The sequence below is a fragment of the Bermanella marisrubri genome (genome assembly GCF_012295615.1).
Classification (GTDB): domain Bacteria; phylum Pseudomonadota; class Gammaproteobacteria; order Pseudomonadales; family Oceanobacteraceae; genus Bermanella; species Bermanella marisrubri.
Genome location: NZ_CP051183.1, coordinates 1083930 through 1099190, shown reverse-complemented (window position 1 = coordinate 1099190; position 15261 = coordinate 1083930). Strand labels below are relative to the sequence as shown.

Below are 15261 nucleotides of genomic sequence, written 5' to 3'. Positions count from 1 at the left end.
TTATAATCAGGCATAGTATCGCCAGAGCAATAATAAGGATTTCTCACCATGTCCATAGCCAATCTTATACCAGGCCAGCCTGTCCTGAGCTGGATCCTAGTTGTATTAGGAGCCATGCTGGTTCTGTACTTTATCCGTCATAGCGTTCATCAGCTGCTGGATAACCTAACTCGGCTTGTTATCACTAATCTCAAACTACTTAGCCGGGCCTTGCTGAATACCGCTCGAGTTGTGCGACATAGAAACAAAGAAGTCTTGCTGGACTATGGCAAGCAACAAGCCAAGCGTGAGTTGGAACGCCAATTCGTTAGACTCAGCGACATGGTTGCCAAAGACCTTGGTCGTTATCCAGAAGTGCAAAGAGATATCCAACAAAACATCGCACACATGGAAGACAAGCTAAAAGAAACCTCAGACGTTCCACCACCTATGCCTGAGTGGACAGAAGCAGTAGAGGCCATCGCGAAACTAAAAGACAGCACCAAAAACGATGCTGTTGTTGGCAAACTCTTGCAGTCCATTTATGAAGCATTTCATACGCAGCAAAAAGAAGTCATGACGCGCTATCGCGAAGATGTCAGTAAGCGTCATGGCATCCTCAAGTCTGCCATGCAACACTGGCGCGATGTGCTGAGTAAACTGGGCAACGTTGAAAGAAACTGGGAAAGTCTAAATGATTATGCCAACAAAATTGATACTCAAGTAGAGCGATTCGAGCAGCTCAATAAAGGCACAGACCATGCGCTACAAATACTAAAAGCATCCACAAGCACTCAGTTTTTTATCAGCGTGGTCGTCATGGTAATCGCTGGCTTTGGTGCTTTCGTGAACTACAACCTAATTGCTCTTCCCATGTCTGAACTTATGCCTGCCACAAGCCAAGTTGCAGGTTATGATGTCGCTGATATAGGCGCCGCCGTTATCATTATGCTGGAAATAACTGTGGGCCTCTTCTTTATGGAAGCAGTCGGAATTACACGTTTATTTCCTGTCATTCATTTCATGGAAGATAAAAAACGTATGATATGGGCAACCGTATGCATGGTATTTTTATTGTCCCTTTGTTTTGTGGAAGCAGGCCTTGCTTACATGCGAGAGATAATGGTGGAAGATAAGGCTATGCTGGCGAACTTTTTAGTCGGCGGCGAAGAAGGTGCTGCAGCACAAGCAACTCAAGAAACAAGTGCTATTCCTATGATAGGACAGATGATTCTTGGCTTTGTATTGCCATTGATTTTGATGTTCGTCGCCATTCCATTTGAAAGTTTTATTCATACAGGTCGTCACGTATTGGGCACTCTCACGGTACAAGTCTGTGTGTTTTTCAGCACTATATTGAGAAGTTTAGCCTTGGCATTTAAGCACTTTAGTGACGCGATTAAACAAGTTTATGACATCAGTTGTTTTCTACCAATCTGGATTGAACACTTGATTGAAAGTCGCCCAAGATCTGTAAAGAAAAACAATTCACCGGATGTCTCTGACACTATCGTTTCACCTGACGCGAACACCTTGTTAGAAAGTGATTCCGACAAGCCTAAATCATTAAAACAAGAGGCCTAATCAATGAAGCCATTGCTTTTAATTATCACACTTTTATTTCTCAGTGCTTGTACGCAACAAGCACCTACTACTGGGCTCTATTTGTTATTGGACACATCAGGGACATATACAAAGGAGCTTAAAAAGGCTCAGCAAATTATTCATTATTATTTGGCTGAGCTGAATCCAGGTGATAGCTTTGCTGTTGGCCGTATTGATAGCGCTAGTTTCAGTGAAAAAGATATTATTGCGAAAGTCACTTTTGATTTACGACCCAGTAAAGCCAATGAACAAAAACGCCAGTTTGCTCAACAAATTGCGGATTTTATTGATGAAGTGGAGAGCAGCGCCTATACAGATATAACCGGAGGCATGCTCATGGCCACCGAGTATTTAAATGAAGTCGGCAGTGCCCAAAAGAACATCCTTATCTTTAGTGATCTTCAAGAAGACCTGCCAAAGGGCTACAGTCGGGATGTCAATTTAAGCCTGAATGACTTTAATGTGATTGCATTGAACGTGACTAAGTTACGTAGTGACAACCAAGATCCTCAGCAGTATATGAACCGAATGAGCAATTGGCAGAATCGCATCGAAGATGCAGGTGGCCAGTGGCGCATCATTAATGATCTTGAACGCCAGGCAGCACTGAGTTTGCAGCAATAAGACTGTATGCATAAAAAAAGCAGCCCTTTCAGTGATGGAAGGGCTGCTTTTTTATAAGCGCTTATGTTACTTCTTGCCGTGGATTTTCAAATAAAGAGCGTGACTTCCAGCTAGTAACATCCTAAGTTCTAAGTTGAGCTTTTTAATCAATTGCTTGCGCTGTTCCGTATCCATTTCTAATGCTGCTACTCCTTGGTTAAACACCAGTAGCACCATCATTTCTGCTAACTCGGGAACATGAGCGAGAGGCTGGCGATCACGCTGCTCCTTGCTATTGAGATCATCCGTTAGCTCTTCTGCAAAGCGACGTGTCTCACGAATAATAGATTCCCGAAACGGTTTTGGACCAGATGCAATATCCGTATTCAGTAACCGAATCAAATTAGGGTAATTTTCCACGAACTCCATAAAGGTCTCAACAGAGGTATTTACAACCGAACCTTTAATTTTCACGCGTTGACGTGCTTGACGCATTAATTGACGCAAGATTAAGCTAACTTGATCAACCAGAGCCAAGCCTAAGTCCTCCATATCAACAAAATGCCGATAGAAGGTCGCAGGTGCGATTCCAGCTTGTCGAGTCACCTCTCGCAGACTTAACGCGGGGAAGCCTTTGTCTTTACTCAAATCAAGAGCGGCGTCGATAATTGACTGCCGAGTTTTTAACTTTTGTTCTGCACGGGTACTCATGAGTAATCCTTTTTCTAGACTGACATTGTACCCTGCTAAACATAAAAACCTAGTACTTACGCAGTCATAAACTGCACGAGTCAGGGATTAGTCAGTCACCGACAATGCCAATTGCTGCTTATCCAATTCTTCGGCGGTAGGGAAACAAAGCTTAAAATCAGGCACCTTTATCGCAGCCAAAACATGCTGCTTGCTTACAGGCGCCATTAAGGACGCCTCAATATTTATGTCTTGCACCTTAAGCCATTGCATTTTCCCACTTCCTGAAATCTGCGTTAACAAGCAGCGATCAGCATCATCAAACTGTATTAGTCGTTTAAATGCTTTGGGCAACAACGCCGTTGTAAATGGAACCCTAGGCCCCTTGGGTTTGAACTGAAAGCGACCTTTACTGCCCTCTTGTGAGGTCACTATGATCTCTTCGTAACCGGCTTTTTGTTCCATTTTGAATGTTGCCAATCGCTTGGGAATCCCCCAATTCTTACGACCATTATCGATTGAATCCTGACTGGAAACATAAATCTGTGGTATGTGAAAATAGCCGCGTCTATCTAACCTAAGCCGCCCAGGGATCAGCAATAGCTCTTGATACGGCCCCACATTACTTTGCTGATAATCCACCAGCATGAGTGTACCCAGCCCCCCATTGAAGGCCCTTAGTAAGCGCGGATCCATATGAGCATGGTTTTTAATAAACTCTTCGGAAAAGCGACAAAGCAAAATATACCCCGAACCTTCTAGGGACCACGGAGCAGGAGCGATTGAAGTCATAGCATCTTCCATTTTGATTTATTGTTATTTACTGACATTTATATCAATAACACATGGTGAGGTATAGGGACAAATAGCGCTGTTTATACGCTTGTGGTAGCATTGCGCCCTCGATTTTGCCTGATTTTAAACGGTATGAGCCACTCTTCTTTAAGTAACATTCGCATCGTCATGGTCCGTACTTGGCACCCTGGCAACATAGGCGCTGCTGCAAGAGCAATGAAAAACATGGGCCTAAGCGACCTGGTTTTAGTGGACCCTGTGGATTACCCAAGCGAGCAAGCTACGTCAATGGCAGCAGGTGCAACCGATTTGCTCGAATCAGCACGAGTGGTGAATTCCATTGATGTCGCTATCGAAGACTGCCAATTGGTCTTTGCAACAAGTGCGCGTAGCCGCAGTCACCCTTGGCCCATCAAAGAGGTACGAGAAGCCGCTGCGCACATCAACGACGAAATTCCCCAAGGTAAAGTTGCTATTATGTTTGGTCCAGAGCGCATGGGTTTAAACAATGAAGAATTACGCTTGGCCCAATTTCATATGGATATACCAGGTAACCCTGACTATCCAGTACTCAACGTGGCTCAAGCAGTGCAAGTCGTATGCTATGAATTGTTTATGGCTCAACGCTCACAACCGTCAATCGAAAGTAAAGAGTATCCGCAAGTAGCGGAGCTGAATAAATTCTATAGTCATTTGGAAAATACACTGACCCGTGCAGGTTTTATTATTAAAGCGCACCCAGGGCAAGCCATGTTGCGATTCAAACGCTTATTTAACCGAGCGCGCCCAGAAAAAATTGAACTAAACATGCTTAGAGGCGTATTAAGTAGTATCGATAAGCTACTCGAACGCCAATCAAACGAATCAAACCATCATTAAGAGAACACCATGAGCGATAGCCGCACCCTTGCCTTATCCATCGCCCTGATTGAACAAGCCTCAGTCACGCCAGACGATGCAGAATGTCAGCCAATGATGTGTGACATCCTTGAACCCTTGGGTTTTGAATGTGAAACAATGCAGTTCGAAGAAGTTAAAAATTTGTGGGCACGCAAAGGCACTGAAGGTCCGTTAGTGTGTTTCGCAGGACATACTGATGTGGTTCCCACTGGACCGGAAAGCAATTGGCAGCATCCGCCATTCGACGCCACCATCAAAGACGGCATGCTATATGGCCGTGGTGCAGCGGATATGAAAGGCTCTATCGCGGCGTTTTTAGCAGCGACAGAACGTTTCGTAAAAAACCATCCCGATCACAAAGGCTCTATCGCTTACTTGATTACCAGTGATGAAGAAGGCCCAGCAAAAAACGGTACTCGCAAAGTCATCAAAACATTAGAAGAACGTAACGAAAAGATCGACATGTGCATTGTGGGTGAGCCTTCAAGTACAAAACGTTGCGGTGATGTAATTAAAAACGGACGCCGTGGTTCTCTGGGCGCGGTGATGAAAGTCAAAGGCAAACAAGGTCATGTGGCCTATCCACATTTGGCCAAAAACCCAATTCATTTAGCGGCACCTGCATTGGCAGAATTAGCGCAAGAAGAATGGGATCAAGGTAATGACTTTTTCCCTGCAACCAGTTTTCAAATCAGTAACATTCAAGGTGGAACCGGAGCCACTAATGTCATTCCTGGCGTAGTAGAAATCGTATTTAACTTCCGTTTCTCCACTGAGCTCACTGCAGATGATCTTAAATACCGCACACAAGCAATTTTAGATAAGCATGGCTTAGACTACGAAATTGAATGGAACCTTAGTGGCGAACCCTTCCTAACGGACCATGGCTCATTAGTCGATGCTGCAGTTGAAGCAATAAAGCACGTCACGGATATAGAAACTGAATTATCCACCGCTGGCGGTACCAGCGATGGTCGCTTTATCGCTCCGACCGGTGCGCAAGTCGTTGAACTTGGTCCCATCAATGCAACGATTCATCAGGTAAATGAACACGTTAGCATTCACGACCTTGAGCAATTAAGCTTGGTTTATGAGCGCATCCTTGAAAACCTATTAACGGATAAAAACGCCTAATATGCTCATTTGTCCTGTTTGTCAGACCGCGCTGCAAAAGGAGCAGCGCAGCCTTCGCTGTGAGCAAGGTCATAGCTTTGATCAAGCGAAGCAAGGCTACTTTAATCTATTGCTCAACCCTAACAAGAAAAGCAAACAACCGGGCGATGGCGTGGAAATGGTAAAAGCTCGCCGTGCTTTCTTAGATGCTGGGCATTATCAAAGCATCAGTGATTGTATAAACCAACAAGTGATTGATTATTTATGGCAAGAATCACAGATCCAAGTCTTGGATCTGGGTTGTGGCGAGGGCTATTACACTGAACGTTTACATAATGTACTGAGTGATCATCAAATAGGCCATGACTTGTTTGGTTTAGATATCAGCAAAGACGCAATTAAGTCAGCTTGTAAACGCGATAGTGCTATCAATTGGCTCGTTGCCAACGGTAAGAGCGCGCCCTTCAGTGACCATAGCCAGCACCTCGTGCTTAATATATTTAATCGAATCATGCCTGAATCATTGCACCGTCTCTGTAACGAGCAAGGGTTAGTGATTATTGTATCAAGCGGTCAATATCATCTTATGGAGTTGAAACAAGCCATATATGATAATCCTAGATTCAATGCACTCGACGTAGAAACCATTATGTCGCCCTATTTTGACCACGAGAGACGTCAACAACTGGACTTCAGCATTGAACTCCCCCAGACTGATATTCAGCACCTACTTGCTATGACGCCTCATGTCTGGCGTTCAAGTGTTGAAACTCAAGAACAGCTGAAAGAACAGCGTTGTATTTCGTTACGAGTCCATGTCAATGTGGACTTATTCAAACCCAAGGCTCTATAGCAAAATGCCATGAAATGGTTTAAACAAAAACTATATCAATTTGCCCATCAAACTCAGCTCTCACTTATGCTGTTTTTGGCTGGGCTAGGCCTGTTTTATAGTGGTATCGCCCTATTCTATTACAGCGCAGAACTTATAGGTGTTTGGCATAGTTTGTCCTATTTAGCCGCACTGGCACTGGTTGCATTTGGATTCGTAGTTGCCCTATTCGCCTATTTCGCTTTAACTTATTACCGCTGGTTTAATTTATTCAACAAACCATCACGGCCAGTCTCTAAGGATAAAAACACAGACCATGAGTAACCCAGAACGCTATCCAGATATCGAAATCTACGCACTCGATATTACGTTCAAACAAATCGGTGATTGGCTGAAAACTCGCTTTTCTGAGGTTGAGCAAACCCAACTCGTAAAAAAGAAATCTGAGGCACGTGCCACTTGGAAAGCCGATGGCATGATAGTGACCGTTTTTGGTAATGCGGTCGGTGCATTCAGCAGTATCTGGTTTCAAACCAATGCAACCCCATGGGATACCGACTTAGAATGTGCACAGACAGCATCCCATGAGCTTAACACAGAGATTCGATGCTCAAATTCTGGCTGGTCAGAAGGTCAGCGCCCTGATACAAAATGGTGGCAAATCCTTCCGAATCAACAAGAAGCTCTCATTGATTGGCAAGAACAACAATAAAAAAGGCTCGACGGGAATCCGTCGAGCCTTTCCAATTCGTACTGTGTGATCGATTATTTCACAACAGAAACGTCTTCTGCCTGTAGACCTTTTTGACCATCCACCACACTAAACTTCACGTTTTGGCCCTCACTCAAAGAGCGGTGGCCAGTTCCACGGATAGAACGAAAGTGTACAAACACGTCTTCACCGTTATCTCGCGTAATAAAACCAAAGCCTTTTTTCACGTTGAACCACTTGACTAAGCCGCGCTCACGGCCATCGTCCACGTCGTTCTCAATTAAAGTGCCAGTACCACGACGCTTATAACGACCCTGAGGCTTAGATAAGCCAGATGCCATCAGAAGTAGAACAAATACGAATGCGACACAAATCAGATAACCGAGGACAGCACCAGGCTGTTGAACAAATAACGTAACTAAGTTTTCATTACTGGCTGCAGCCACAGGATCTGCAAAGGTAAAAACCTGACTACCGCCGATGAAATAGAACAAAGCTGCCATAATGGCGGGCGCTGGAATTGCAATTAATACATTCACCAACACTTTTTTAAACGATGAGTTTTGCATCTCAAACCTTCTCACATTAACCAAATGATCAGTAATTCACGAACTTGGTGTACAATTCAGCCAAGCAAGTGTATCTAATATGAATTAGCGTTAAAAATCAACACGATAGAAATTATGACTGATAACTCAGACGAACAAATCACCGATCTACAAATGCGAATCGCTTTTTTAGAAAACAATGTGGAAGAAATGAATCAAGTAATTACCCAGCAACAAGCGCAAATTACGCTGCTGGAGCGAGCATTGAAACACATTAATTCTCGCTTAGATGAAGTGGGAAGTTCCCAAATAAAGGGAGCGGACGAGGAAACGCCGCCCCCACACTATTGAGAAAAGACTCAAGCGGTTGCTTTAGCGACGCAAGCGCCATCGAGCAACAAGCCACACTAACAAAGTGAGTAAGACGGGTGCCACCGCAATATTCAGCACTTTAAGTTGCGTACCGAGAGTTTCAATATCTTTGTCCAGCTCATGACGAACATCCCTTAATGCCTTACGAATCGCCAGCTTTTCCTCTTGGAAAGCTGCAAGCGTGGCTTCTTGCTCTGGACTTAACATCATGGAATCCTGATTCCTTTGTTGCTCTAACTCTGCCATACGCTGTTCCGTTTCTTGCAACTGTTGCTGTAGTCGACGTTCGTTGTCTAGGTACTGCTCTTCTGCTTCAAGCTTTAAATCCTCTACAACGACGAAAGGTCGATGGAAGCGTCCTCGTGAGCGAATATCGATAAGATCAGCGCTACCTACAAATTGCTCAAGCATATTGCTAGTAAAAGCGCCATTGTCAGCCCATGGCTGCATCACACGCTGTCCAAAGAAATTTTCAACACTTACCCAAAGGCGATCAGTCAATACATCTGTATCGGCCACCACAATAGCGTTTAGCTTGTCAGTGCTGGCGATGTGATCGACTTTCGATTCAACCGCTTCAGGCGGTTGATCAAAGGCACTGGTCGCCTGACCACTGATGCGAGCAGCCAATACATAACTGTTTTCTTCGCTTTCTGGATCTTCCAACTTATCTGCCACTGCATTCATAATTTGGCGCGGATCTTTCAGCATTTTGTACTGATTTACGTCCATCGTATGCGCATAGGGACTCGACCATGCCAAAGCATCAAACTGAGTAGTCGCCTGCTCAGGGGCACTGAGCGTCCCTGCACTGGCGAAGTTAACCACTTCAAGATCAGCCGTCACCACTTCATTCGGGTTAAGGCTCTCCGGTTGCACACCCAACAATCCGAAATGGCGTACAGGCGGCAGCCCTTGGCCAACCGATACTGTTAGGCCATACGCTTTATCCACAACAATATCGTCGGGTAAATATTCTACTCCCCAAGCATCTAATAGCGGCGCCACAGCGTTTAACCCAAGCTGAGATGCAGCCGGATCCATCATGTGGCTCTGATCAGTCTCTGCATGAGGATCAACAAATAACACTATCTTTCCGCCATTCATAGCGTATTGATCAATTGCATATAAAGCCTGATCGTCAAGTTCTTTAGGTTGTACCAATACCAATAAGTCCAACTCATTACTGAGTTCATCCATTGATTCACTCAATAAACGCACGTCATAGAGTCGATCCATTTGCTCGTAAACAACCCAAGGAGGCAACTGACCGCCGCGCTGCATATCAAATCCCCCTGTCATATCTAGACTAGAATACAGACCGACCTTTGGGTTCATAGCTTGGCCTAAGCGATAAATCATTTCACTGAGTTCATATTCAAGAAAAGCTTCTCGGTCTGGCTGCAAGAACGCAATAATCGCTTCATTATTTCGAGTGTTTTTTGCGTGCAAACCGAAGTAAACATCATCTCCGGTGGCAATTGGCACTGCTTGTAAGCCTGCCTCTGCCGCTTGATCCTCAGCTTCCGAAAAAGGTTCTGGGTCAATAACGTCAAAACTAATTTTTCCATCAGCTAACAGCACATACTCTTCGAGTATTTCTTCAACACGGCTTGCATAACCACGCAAAGCGGTTAAGTCTTTACTTGCTTTATCGCTAAAATAAAGTGTTAGCTGAATGTCCTCTTCTAAGTCTGATAGTAAGCGTTCTGTACCACCACTCAGACTATAAACTTGTTCCTGTGTTAAATCCGCACGCCAGTTATCGAGACTCAACTGAGTAACGATCAATACCGCGACGAACAAAACCGCGGCGGCAATCACTTTTACAATATTAGACTTCATTCTTGATTCCTTAGCTTGCCTTGTTTCGCGTAATCACAACTTCCGTTAAAAACAACCAAAAAACCATCATGGCAATAAAATAGATAATATCTCGCACGTCCAGCACACCGCGAGCGATCGCATCGAATCGAGTTAAAAAGCTTAAACCAGCTACAAAATCAGTCACCCAACTTGGAGCCCAAGCAAAAGCATCTAAAACCATCGGCACGCCGGAAACCATAAAGACAAAACACACGACCACAGTAAAGATAAATGCAACTATTTGATTTTTTGTTGTAGCTGACATGCAACTGCCTATGGCCAAGAAACTGCCCGCCATTAGCCAACTACCGAAATAGCCAGCAATGATCACTCCTTGATCCGGTTCGCCCAAATAATTCACAGTCAACCAAATGGGAAAACTTAAGAGCAACGCCAGTCCTGCAAACAACCAAGCGGCAAAAAATTTACCCAGGACCGCGTTGCGCACTCCAATAGGTAATGTCATCAACAATTCAATAGTGCCTAGTTGACGTTCTGGCGCCCACAACCCCATAGCAATTGCAGGCAAAAAGAAGAGATATAACCAAGGGTGAAAATTAAAGAATGCACTGAGATCGGCTTGGCCTCGCTCGTAAAAATTACCCAGATAAAAGGTAAATACTCCCGCCAATACTAAAAAAATAAAAATAAATACATAGGCAATTGGGGTTGCAAAATAACTATGCAATTGCCGTTTTGCTAGTAACCACGTCATATTCATCAGTTACTCCTTAATCTTGTCCATGGTTATGGCGACTGGTCACCTGGCGGAAGACATCTTCCAAACGACCTTTTTCCAAATGCAGGTTTTCCACTGGCCATTTGTTTTCATCAAGAAAACGAACTAATTGAGGCAACTGCATACTGCCGTTTTCTGGAAATAACATATATTGGCGCTCTCCCAGCACTTCAACAGCATCAATTCCGGTAATTTGAGACAACTGATCCTCAGCCTCCTCTACGTCACTTTCTAGCTGCAGTTGTATAGCATTGTGATGACGACTTTCTCGCTCAAGAGTTTGCGGCTCACCATCTAAAAGCAATTTACCTTGGTTGATAATCACAGCACGAGTACAAACCGCACTGACCTCTTCCAAGATATGAGTAGAGATGATCACGATTTTATCTTTCGCCAGCCCTTTAATGAGCTCTCTAACCTGATGTTTCTGATTGGGATCCAACCCATCTGTCGGCTCATCTAAAATAAGCACCTGCGGATCGTGAATAATGGCCTGAGCCAGCCCCACTCGTCGGGCAAAACCTTTAGAGAGATTCTCTATCGGCTTATCTAGCACGCCACTCAATTCAACTTGATCAATAACTATATCCAAACGCTTTCGCTTTATTTCGCCCTGTAGTCCTCGGATATCAGCAATAAAATTGAGAAAACCCCGCACAGTCATTTCTTGATAGGCTGGCGCACCCTCAGGCAAATAACCAATCAGTTGCTGCGCTGCTTTAGGGTTTTGCAAAACGTCGATATCAAAAACTGAAATATTCCCACTGGTTGGCTTTAAAAACCCTGTTAACATTTTCATCGTCGTAGATTTACCCGCACCATTTGGCCCAAGAAAACCCAATACTTCCCCTGGCGATACGGATAAATCCAACTGATTCACAGCTTTGAATCCATCAAAGTCTTTCGTAAGTTTTTCCACACGAATCATGTTTTAACTCTCTTATAATCGGTCGTGCTGAAATATCAAAAAAGGTCGAGTTGCCCTGCTTGAGACGAGAACAAGCAAAACAAAAAAATGACCATTTTCAGTGAACAAAGTTCCACTGATACCCAGTCGTGGGCCGTTAAATATGCCCCCACCCTGTTATATTCGGCGTCAAACATAGCATAGATCCTAGTGGGTTTCATAAACACACGTCAGGATAAACATCATTCGTCATAAACAAGTGTTCACTTTCCCACCCCGAAAGGATTATGCCACTCGGTGCTGGCTCGCAAAATTACATCCAGATAGTTGGCTAACAGGAAAAGGCTGCTACAATCGGCGCTTCATCTATACTGAGTGTCATATTAATTGACCGAATGAGTGAATGAGGTAAAGGTTTTGCGCTCAATTATTGCTTTTTTAAATGGTATTTCGCGTCTTTTGTTAAAGATTTGGGTTCGTACAGAAGTTGTGGGCGCGAAAGACCTTACTCAAAATACTTCAGACAATCACGAAGATCGAGCGGACGATTCAGCCAAGCCTGATAAAGTGACTTTTTACGCTTTACCCCAACGTTCATACAGCGCCGCGCTGGTTGTGGACAGTGAAACTCGAAAACATGACTTGCCCCATGCGCTAGAGAGCTTCGAAATCGAAGGTAAACGCTTCAACAATCGCGTGATTTATTTATCTCGCAGCGAAGGCAACTGGTTCCGTCGTCGCAACATGCCTTACTTGCATCCTAATGTGCCCTTGATGTTCGAGCTCAATAAAGCGAATCCGAATCTAGATATCGAAATTATCCCTGTGAATGTATTCTGGGGGCGTTCACCAAACAAGGAAAAAAGCTTCCTGAAAATTTGGCTCGGAGATACCTGGTCAGTGACCGGCCCGTTTCGTCGCTTCGTCAGTATTCTATTAAATGGGCGCAATACCTTCGTCAACATGAGCCAACCAATCAATGTGACGCAGATGCAGGCAGAAAATAGCAAGCTTGATGAAGCTCGCTTCCTACGTAAATTAGGCCGTATCTTACGCGTACATTTCCGCCATATTCGCACAGCCGTGATCGGCCCTGATCTTAGCCACCGACGTACACTAGTACATAGACTGGTACGTAAACCCATGGTGAAAGCAGCCATTGAGAAGGAAATGCAAGACAAAGGCATTTCCCGAGAAAAAGCCAAGGCCCGCGCAATTAAATATGGCGATGAGATCGCTTCAAACCAAAGCCATAGTACTATCCGCTTTTTAGATATCTTGCTCACGTGGGTCTGGAACAAGCTCTACAACGGTGTCAATGTCCACAACCTTGATGGCTTGAAGAAAGTCTACAAAGATAATGAGATTATCTATGTGCCCTGCCACCGCAGCCACATTGATTATTTACTGTTGTCTTATGTGTTATTCAAAAACGGCATCGTACCACCTCAAATTGCCGCGGGTATTAACCTAAACCTACCAGTGGTTGGGCCAATACTGCGACGCGGTGGCGCTTTCTTCATGCGTCGCAGTTTCAAAGATAATCCACTTTATAGCGCCGTCTTCGATGAATATCTGCACGCCATATTTACTTCTGGCTACAGTACAGAGTATTTCGTGGAAGGTGGTCGGTCTCGAACGGGACGTACATTAAAACCACGAGCTGGCATGATCGCCATGACCGTGCGCAGCTTTCTTAGAGACAGTCATAAGCCAATTGTATTTATGCCAGTTTATATCGGTTATGAAAAAGTATTCGAGGGCGGTACTTATATTGGTGAACTTCGTGGCAAATCCAAGAAAAAAGAATCCTTATCTGGTGTATTTAAAACCATTAAAGATCTCAAGAAAAACTTTGGTAAGGTCAACCTAGCCTTTGGCGATCCTATTGATTTAAACAGCTACCTAGAGCAAGAAAATCCCGGCTGGAAACAACAGGATCATGGTGCTGACTATCGGCCAGATTGGGTACCTAAGGCAGTGAGCAACCTATCACTAGAGGTAGTCACGCAAATCAACAAAGCTGCTGTGTTGAACCCAATCAACATGGTTTCCTTGGCTCTACTTGCAACACCAAAGCAAAGTATGGATGAAAAGATCTTGAGCCAGACGCTGAATCTATACCGTGATTTGGCTCAAGACATGCCGTATAGCCACCTAACACAATTGCCAGAAGGTGATGGTCAGGATTGGATTCACTACGCTGAAGAAATGAATGCCATAGAGCGCTTGAAACACCCTCTGGGGGATATTATTCGGGTAGACGAAGAACAAGCGGTGATGCTGACGTATTATCGTAACAATGTGATCCATCTCTACGCGATTCCTTCTATGCTGGCATGTCTCTTCATTAACAACATGAAAATGAAGCGCCAGGATGCCATTCGCTTTGCCACCACCATTTACCCCTATTTAAAAGCCGAGCTATTTTTACATTGGCAAGAAGATGAGATTCAACCAGTGGTCGAACAATGGCTAGATCTATGTGTCGAGAAAGGTTATTTGAGCGCAGACGGTGAGTTTTTGGTGCGTCCGAGTGTCAGTTCCAATGACTACATCATTCTATCTGTATTGTCAGAGCAGGTGATACAGATACTAGAGCGCTACTATATCGCCATTGCTCTGTTGCAACGCTCGGGATCGGGCACGCTAACGAAAGATGAAATGGTACAAAACTGCTCGCTTATGGCTCAACGAATATCCATACTTCATGGTTTAAACGCACCTGAGTTCTTTGACAAAGCTCTTTTCAAAAATCTCATCGATGAATTATTGGAAAGACAAGTCTTAAGCCTAGATGACGAAAAAATCATTTTCGGTGACAGCATCAACATCATCGCAGAGGATGCCAGAATACTTCTCAATGCAGAATTACGCCGAAGCATCTTGCAGGTTACGCTGAACTAATGCACCACTAACAGACAAAAGTTAAACGAACGTTTGAAAAAAAACGGCCTTAGGGCCGTTTTTTTATTGGGTCTGTTGCTTGTGCTGTGATTTATCACTTTGCTTGGAGTATTGATGAAGCAACTTCAGGTATTTAGGCGTCAAACCAATATCTTCGTATAGCGGATCCCCCAATTCATCAAACGATACTACTTTCTTACCTGGTTTATAGGGCATTTGCCGCTCGACTTCATCTAACGCCGTTGTGATTAATTGCGATAGGATTTGATTTCGATCCATTCCAGGATAGAGGCCCACCAAAGCCTCCACTCTTGCAGCATCTTTTTTGGATAAGCCTAAGGTGAATTCAGTCTCGGACTGCTTGTCTGATCGAACCTTTTCCCACGACGCAATTAACTCTTTAACATTCATTATCAACCTCTACTTTTGTACAGACGGGCATGATCAAAAAAATTTCGATCCGCTGCCATTCAGCAGTAACTTCATCAATTTAAAGCACCACTAGACGGTCACCCTCCTCTCAATGAGTTTAGTCCAATGAGAATGAATTAACTTTGCAAAACTGTGTATTTTTGTATACACCACACCAAAATATTGGCATCGTTTCTGCTTGCAATAGATACTCATGCTCACTTTTTCCTATACTCTATAGTGGTATGATCGAATTTTCCTAATTCAACCCTAGGAGCCATA

Annotated in this window: 16 protein-coding genes; 9 read left to right on the top strand and 7 right to left on the bottom strand. The window is 44.1% G+C overall.

What is annotated here, in order from left to right:
- The first annotated feature begins 48 nt into the window (after positions 1 to 48).
- Both HF888_RS05045 and HF888_RS05040 read left to right on the top strand, forming a co-directional pair.
- Entirely contained in the window at positions 49 to 1563 is a 1515-nt protein-coding gene (locus HF888_RS05045; protein ID WP_007016246.1) for a hypothetical protein, read from the top strand.
- A 3-nt stretch (positions 1564 to 1566) separates the two neighbouring features.
- Positions 1567 to 2208: a vWA domain-containing protein gene (locus HF888_RS05040; RefSeq protein WP_007016245.1), complete on the top strand. Its 642-nt coding sequence runs from the start codon at positions 1567 to 1569 to the stop codon at positions 2206 to 2208.
- 66 nt (positions 2209 to 2274) lie between these two features.
- Here the strand turns inward: HF888_RS05040 and fabR are convergent, their stop codons facing one another.
- Positions 2275 to 2898, bottom strand: a complete 624-nt coding sequence (fabR, locus tag HF888_RS05035) for an HTH-type transcriptional repressor FabR (RefSeq protein WP_007016244.1) — start codon at positions 2896 to 2898, stop codon at positions 2275 to 2277.
- Between the two features lie 87 nt (positions 2899 to 2985).
- Positions 2986 to 3669, bottom strand: a complete 684-nt coding sequence (locus tag HF888_RS05030; RefSeq protein ID WP_165836994.1) for an acetoacetate decarboxylase family protein — start codon at positions 3667 to 3669, stop codon at positions 2986 to 2988.
- 135 nt (positions 3670 to 3804) lie between these two features.
- Here HF888_RS05030 and HF888_RS05025 point away from each other — a divergent pair, with 135 nt between their 5' ends.
- Genes HF888_RS05025 through HF888_RS05005 form a run of 5 tightly spaced genes read left to right on the top strand, consistent with a single transcriptional unit; the run spans position 3805 to position 7229 of the window.
- Positions 3805 to 4551: an RNA methyltransferase gene (locus HF888_RS05025; RefSeq protein WP_040297360.1), complete on the top strand. Its 747-nt coding sequence runs from the start codon at positions 3805 to 3807 to the stop codon at positions 4549 to 4551.
- A 9-nt stretch (positions 4552 to 4560) separates the two neighbouring features.
- Positions 4561 to 5706, top strand: coding sequence for a succinyl-diaminopimelate desuccinylase (gene dapE, locus HF888_RS05020; protein ID WP_007016241.1), 1146 nt, complete (start codon positions 4561 to 4563; stop codon positions 5704 to 5706).
- 1 nt (position 5707) lies between these two features.
- Positions 5708 to 6538: a putative RNA methyltransferase gene (locus HF888_RS05015; protein ID WP_007016240.1), complete on the top strand. Its 831-nt coding sequence runs from the start codon at positions 5708 to 5710 to the stop codon at positions 6536 to 6538.
- Between the two features lie 9 nt (positions 6539 to 6547).
- Complete coding sequence (locus HF888_RS05010; protein WP_007016239.1) at positions 6548 to 6841, top strand: hypothetical protein; 294 nt, start codon at positions 6548 to 6550, stop codon at positions 6839 to 6841.
- Entirely contained in the window at positions 6834 to 7229 is a 396-nt protein-coding gene (locus tag HF888_RS05005) for a hypothetical protein (protein WP_007016238.1), read from the top strand. The genes HF888_RS05010 and HF888_RS05005 overlap by 8 nt, the downstream gene beginning before the upstream one ends.
- A 53-nt stretch (positions 7230 to 7282) precedes the next feature.
- Here the strand turns inward: HF888_RS05005 and HF888_RS16725 are convergent, their stop codons facing one another.
- Positions 7283 to 7798 carry a cold-shock protein gene (locus HF888_RS16725; RefSeq protein WP_007016237.1) on the bottom strand — a complete coding sequence of 172 codons (516 nt, stop codon included), beginning with the start codon at positions 7796 to 7798 and terminating at the stop codon, positions 7283 to 7285.
- Between the two features lie 114 nt (positions 7799 to 7912).
- On the opposite strand from HF888_RS16725, the gene HF888_RS04995 reads away from it, so the two are divergent.
- On the top strand, positions 7913 to 8128 hold the full coding sequence (locus HF888_RS04995) for a SlyX family protein (RefSeq protein ID WP_007016236.1): 216 nt from the start codon (positions 7913 to 7915) through the stop codon (positions 8126 to 8128).
- A gap of 21 nt (positions 8129 to 8149) precedes the next feature.
- Here the strand turns inward: HF888_RS04995 and HF888_RS04990 are convergent, their stop codons facing one another.
- From HF888_RS04990 to HF888_RS04980, 3 genes are read right to left on the bottom strand one after another with little or no spacing between them, the layout of a single operon-like run.
- A complete protein-coding gene (locus tag HF888_RS04990; RefSeq protein ID WP_007016235.1) occupies positions 8150 to 9994 on the bottom strand; it encodes a GldG family protein in 1845 nt (614 codons plus the stop codon).
- A gap of 10 nt (positions 9995 to 10004) precedes the next feature.
- Complete coding sequence (locus HF888_RS04985; RefSeq protein ID WP_243469351.1) at positions 10005 to 10730, bottom strand: ABC transporter permease; 726 nt, start codon at positions 10728 to 10730, stop codon at positions 10005 to 10007.
- A 16-nt stretch (positions 10731 to 10746) separates the two neighbouring features.
- Entirely contained in the window at positions 10747 to 11682 is a 936-nt protein-coding gene (locus HF888_RS04980) for an ABC transporter ATP-binding protein (RefSeq protein ID WP_007016233.1), read from the bottom strand.
- 396 nt (positions 11683 to 12078) lie between these two features.
- Here HF888_RS04980 and plsB point away from each other — a divergent pair, with 396 nt between their 5' ends.
- Complete coding sequence (gene plsB, locus HF888_RS04975; protein WP_165836993.1) at positions 12079 to 14568, top strand: glycerol-3-phosphate 1-O-acyltransferase PlsB; 2490 nt, start codon at positions 12079 to 12081, stop codon at positions 14566 to 14568.
- Positions 14569 to 14631: 63 nt separating this feature from the next.
- Here the strand turns inward: plsB and HF888_RS04970 are convergent, their stop codons facing one another.
- Entirely contained in the window at positions 14632 to 14979 is a 348-nt protein-coding gene (locus HF888_RS04970; RefSeq protein ID WP_007016231.1) for a hypothetical protein, read from the bottom strand.
- Positions 14980 to 15261 lie beyond the last annotated feature (282 nt).

Bases quoted from the DNA above. Each gene is read 5' to 3' on its own strand.
- HF888_RS16725 (WP_007016237.1), bottom strand. From the start codon at position 7,798: ATGCAAAACTCATCGTTTAAAAAAGTGTTGGTGAATGTATTAATTGCA.
- dapE (WP_007016241.1), top strand. From the start codon at position 4,561: ATGAGCGATAGCCGCACCCTTGCCTTATCCATCGCCCTGATTGAACAA.
- HF888_RS05030 (WP_165836994.1), bottom strand. From the start codon at position 3,669: ATGACTTCAATCGCTCCTGCTCCGTGGTCCCTAGAAGGTTCGGGGTAT.
- HF888_RS05025 (WP_040297360.1), top strand. From the start codon at position 3,805: ATGAGCCACTCTTCTTTAAGTAACATTCGCATCGTCATGGTCCGTACT.
- HF888_RS04995 (WP_007016236.1), top strand. From the start codon at position 7,913: ATGACTGATAACTCAGACGAACAAATCACCGATCTACAAATGCGAATC.
- fabR (WP_007016244.1), bottom strand. From the start codon at position 2,898: ATGAGTACCCGTGCAGAACAAAAGTTAAAAACTCGGCAGTCAATTATC.
- HF888_RS04985 (WP_243469351.1), bottom strand. From the start codon at position 10,730: ATGACGTGGTTACTAGCAAAACGGCAATTGCATAGTTATTTTGCAACC.
- HF888_RS04980 (WP_007016233.1), bottom strand. From the start codon at position 11,682: ATGATTCGTGTGGAAAAACTTACGAAAGACTTTGATGGATTCAAAGCT.
- HF888_RS04970 (WP_007016231.1), bottom strand. From the start codon at position 14,979: ATGAATGTTAAAGAGTTAATTGCGTCGTGGGAAAAGGTTCGATCAGAC.
- HF888_RS05015 (WP_007016240.1), top strand. From the start codon at position 5,708: ATGCTCATTTGTCCTGTTTGTCAGACCGCGCTGCAAAAGGAGCAGCGC.
- HF888_RS05040 (WP_007016245.1), top strand. From the start codon at position 1,567: ATGAAGCCATTGCTTTTAATTATCACACTTTTATTTCTCAGTGCTTGT.
- HF888_RS05045 (WP_007016246.1), top strand. From the start codon at position 49: ATGTCCATAGCCAATCTTATACCAGGCCAGCCTGTCCTGAGCTGGATC.
- HF888_RS05010 (WP_007016239.1), top strand. From the start codon at position 6,548: ATGAAATGGTTTAAACAAAAACTATATCAATTTGCCCATCAAACTCAG.
- HF888_RS04990 (WP_007016235.1), bottom strand. From the start codon at position 9,994: ATGAAGTCTAATATTGTAAAAGTGATTGCCGCCGCGGTTTTGTTCGTC.
- HF888_RS05005 (WP_007016238.1), top strand. From the start codon at position 6,834: ATGAGTAACCCAGAACGCTATCCAGATATCGAAATCTACGCACTCGAT.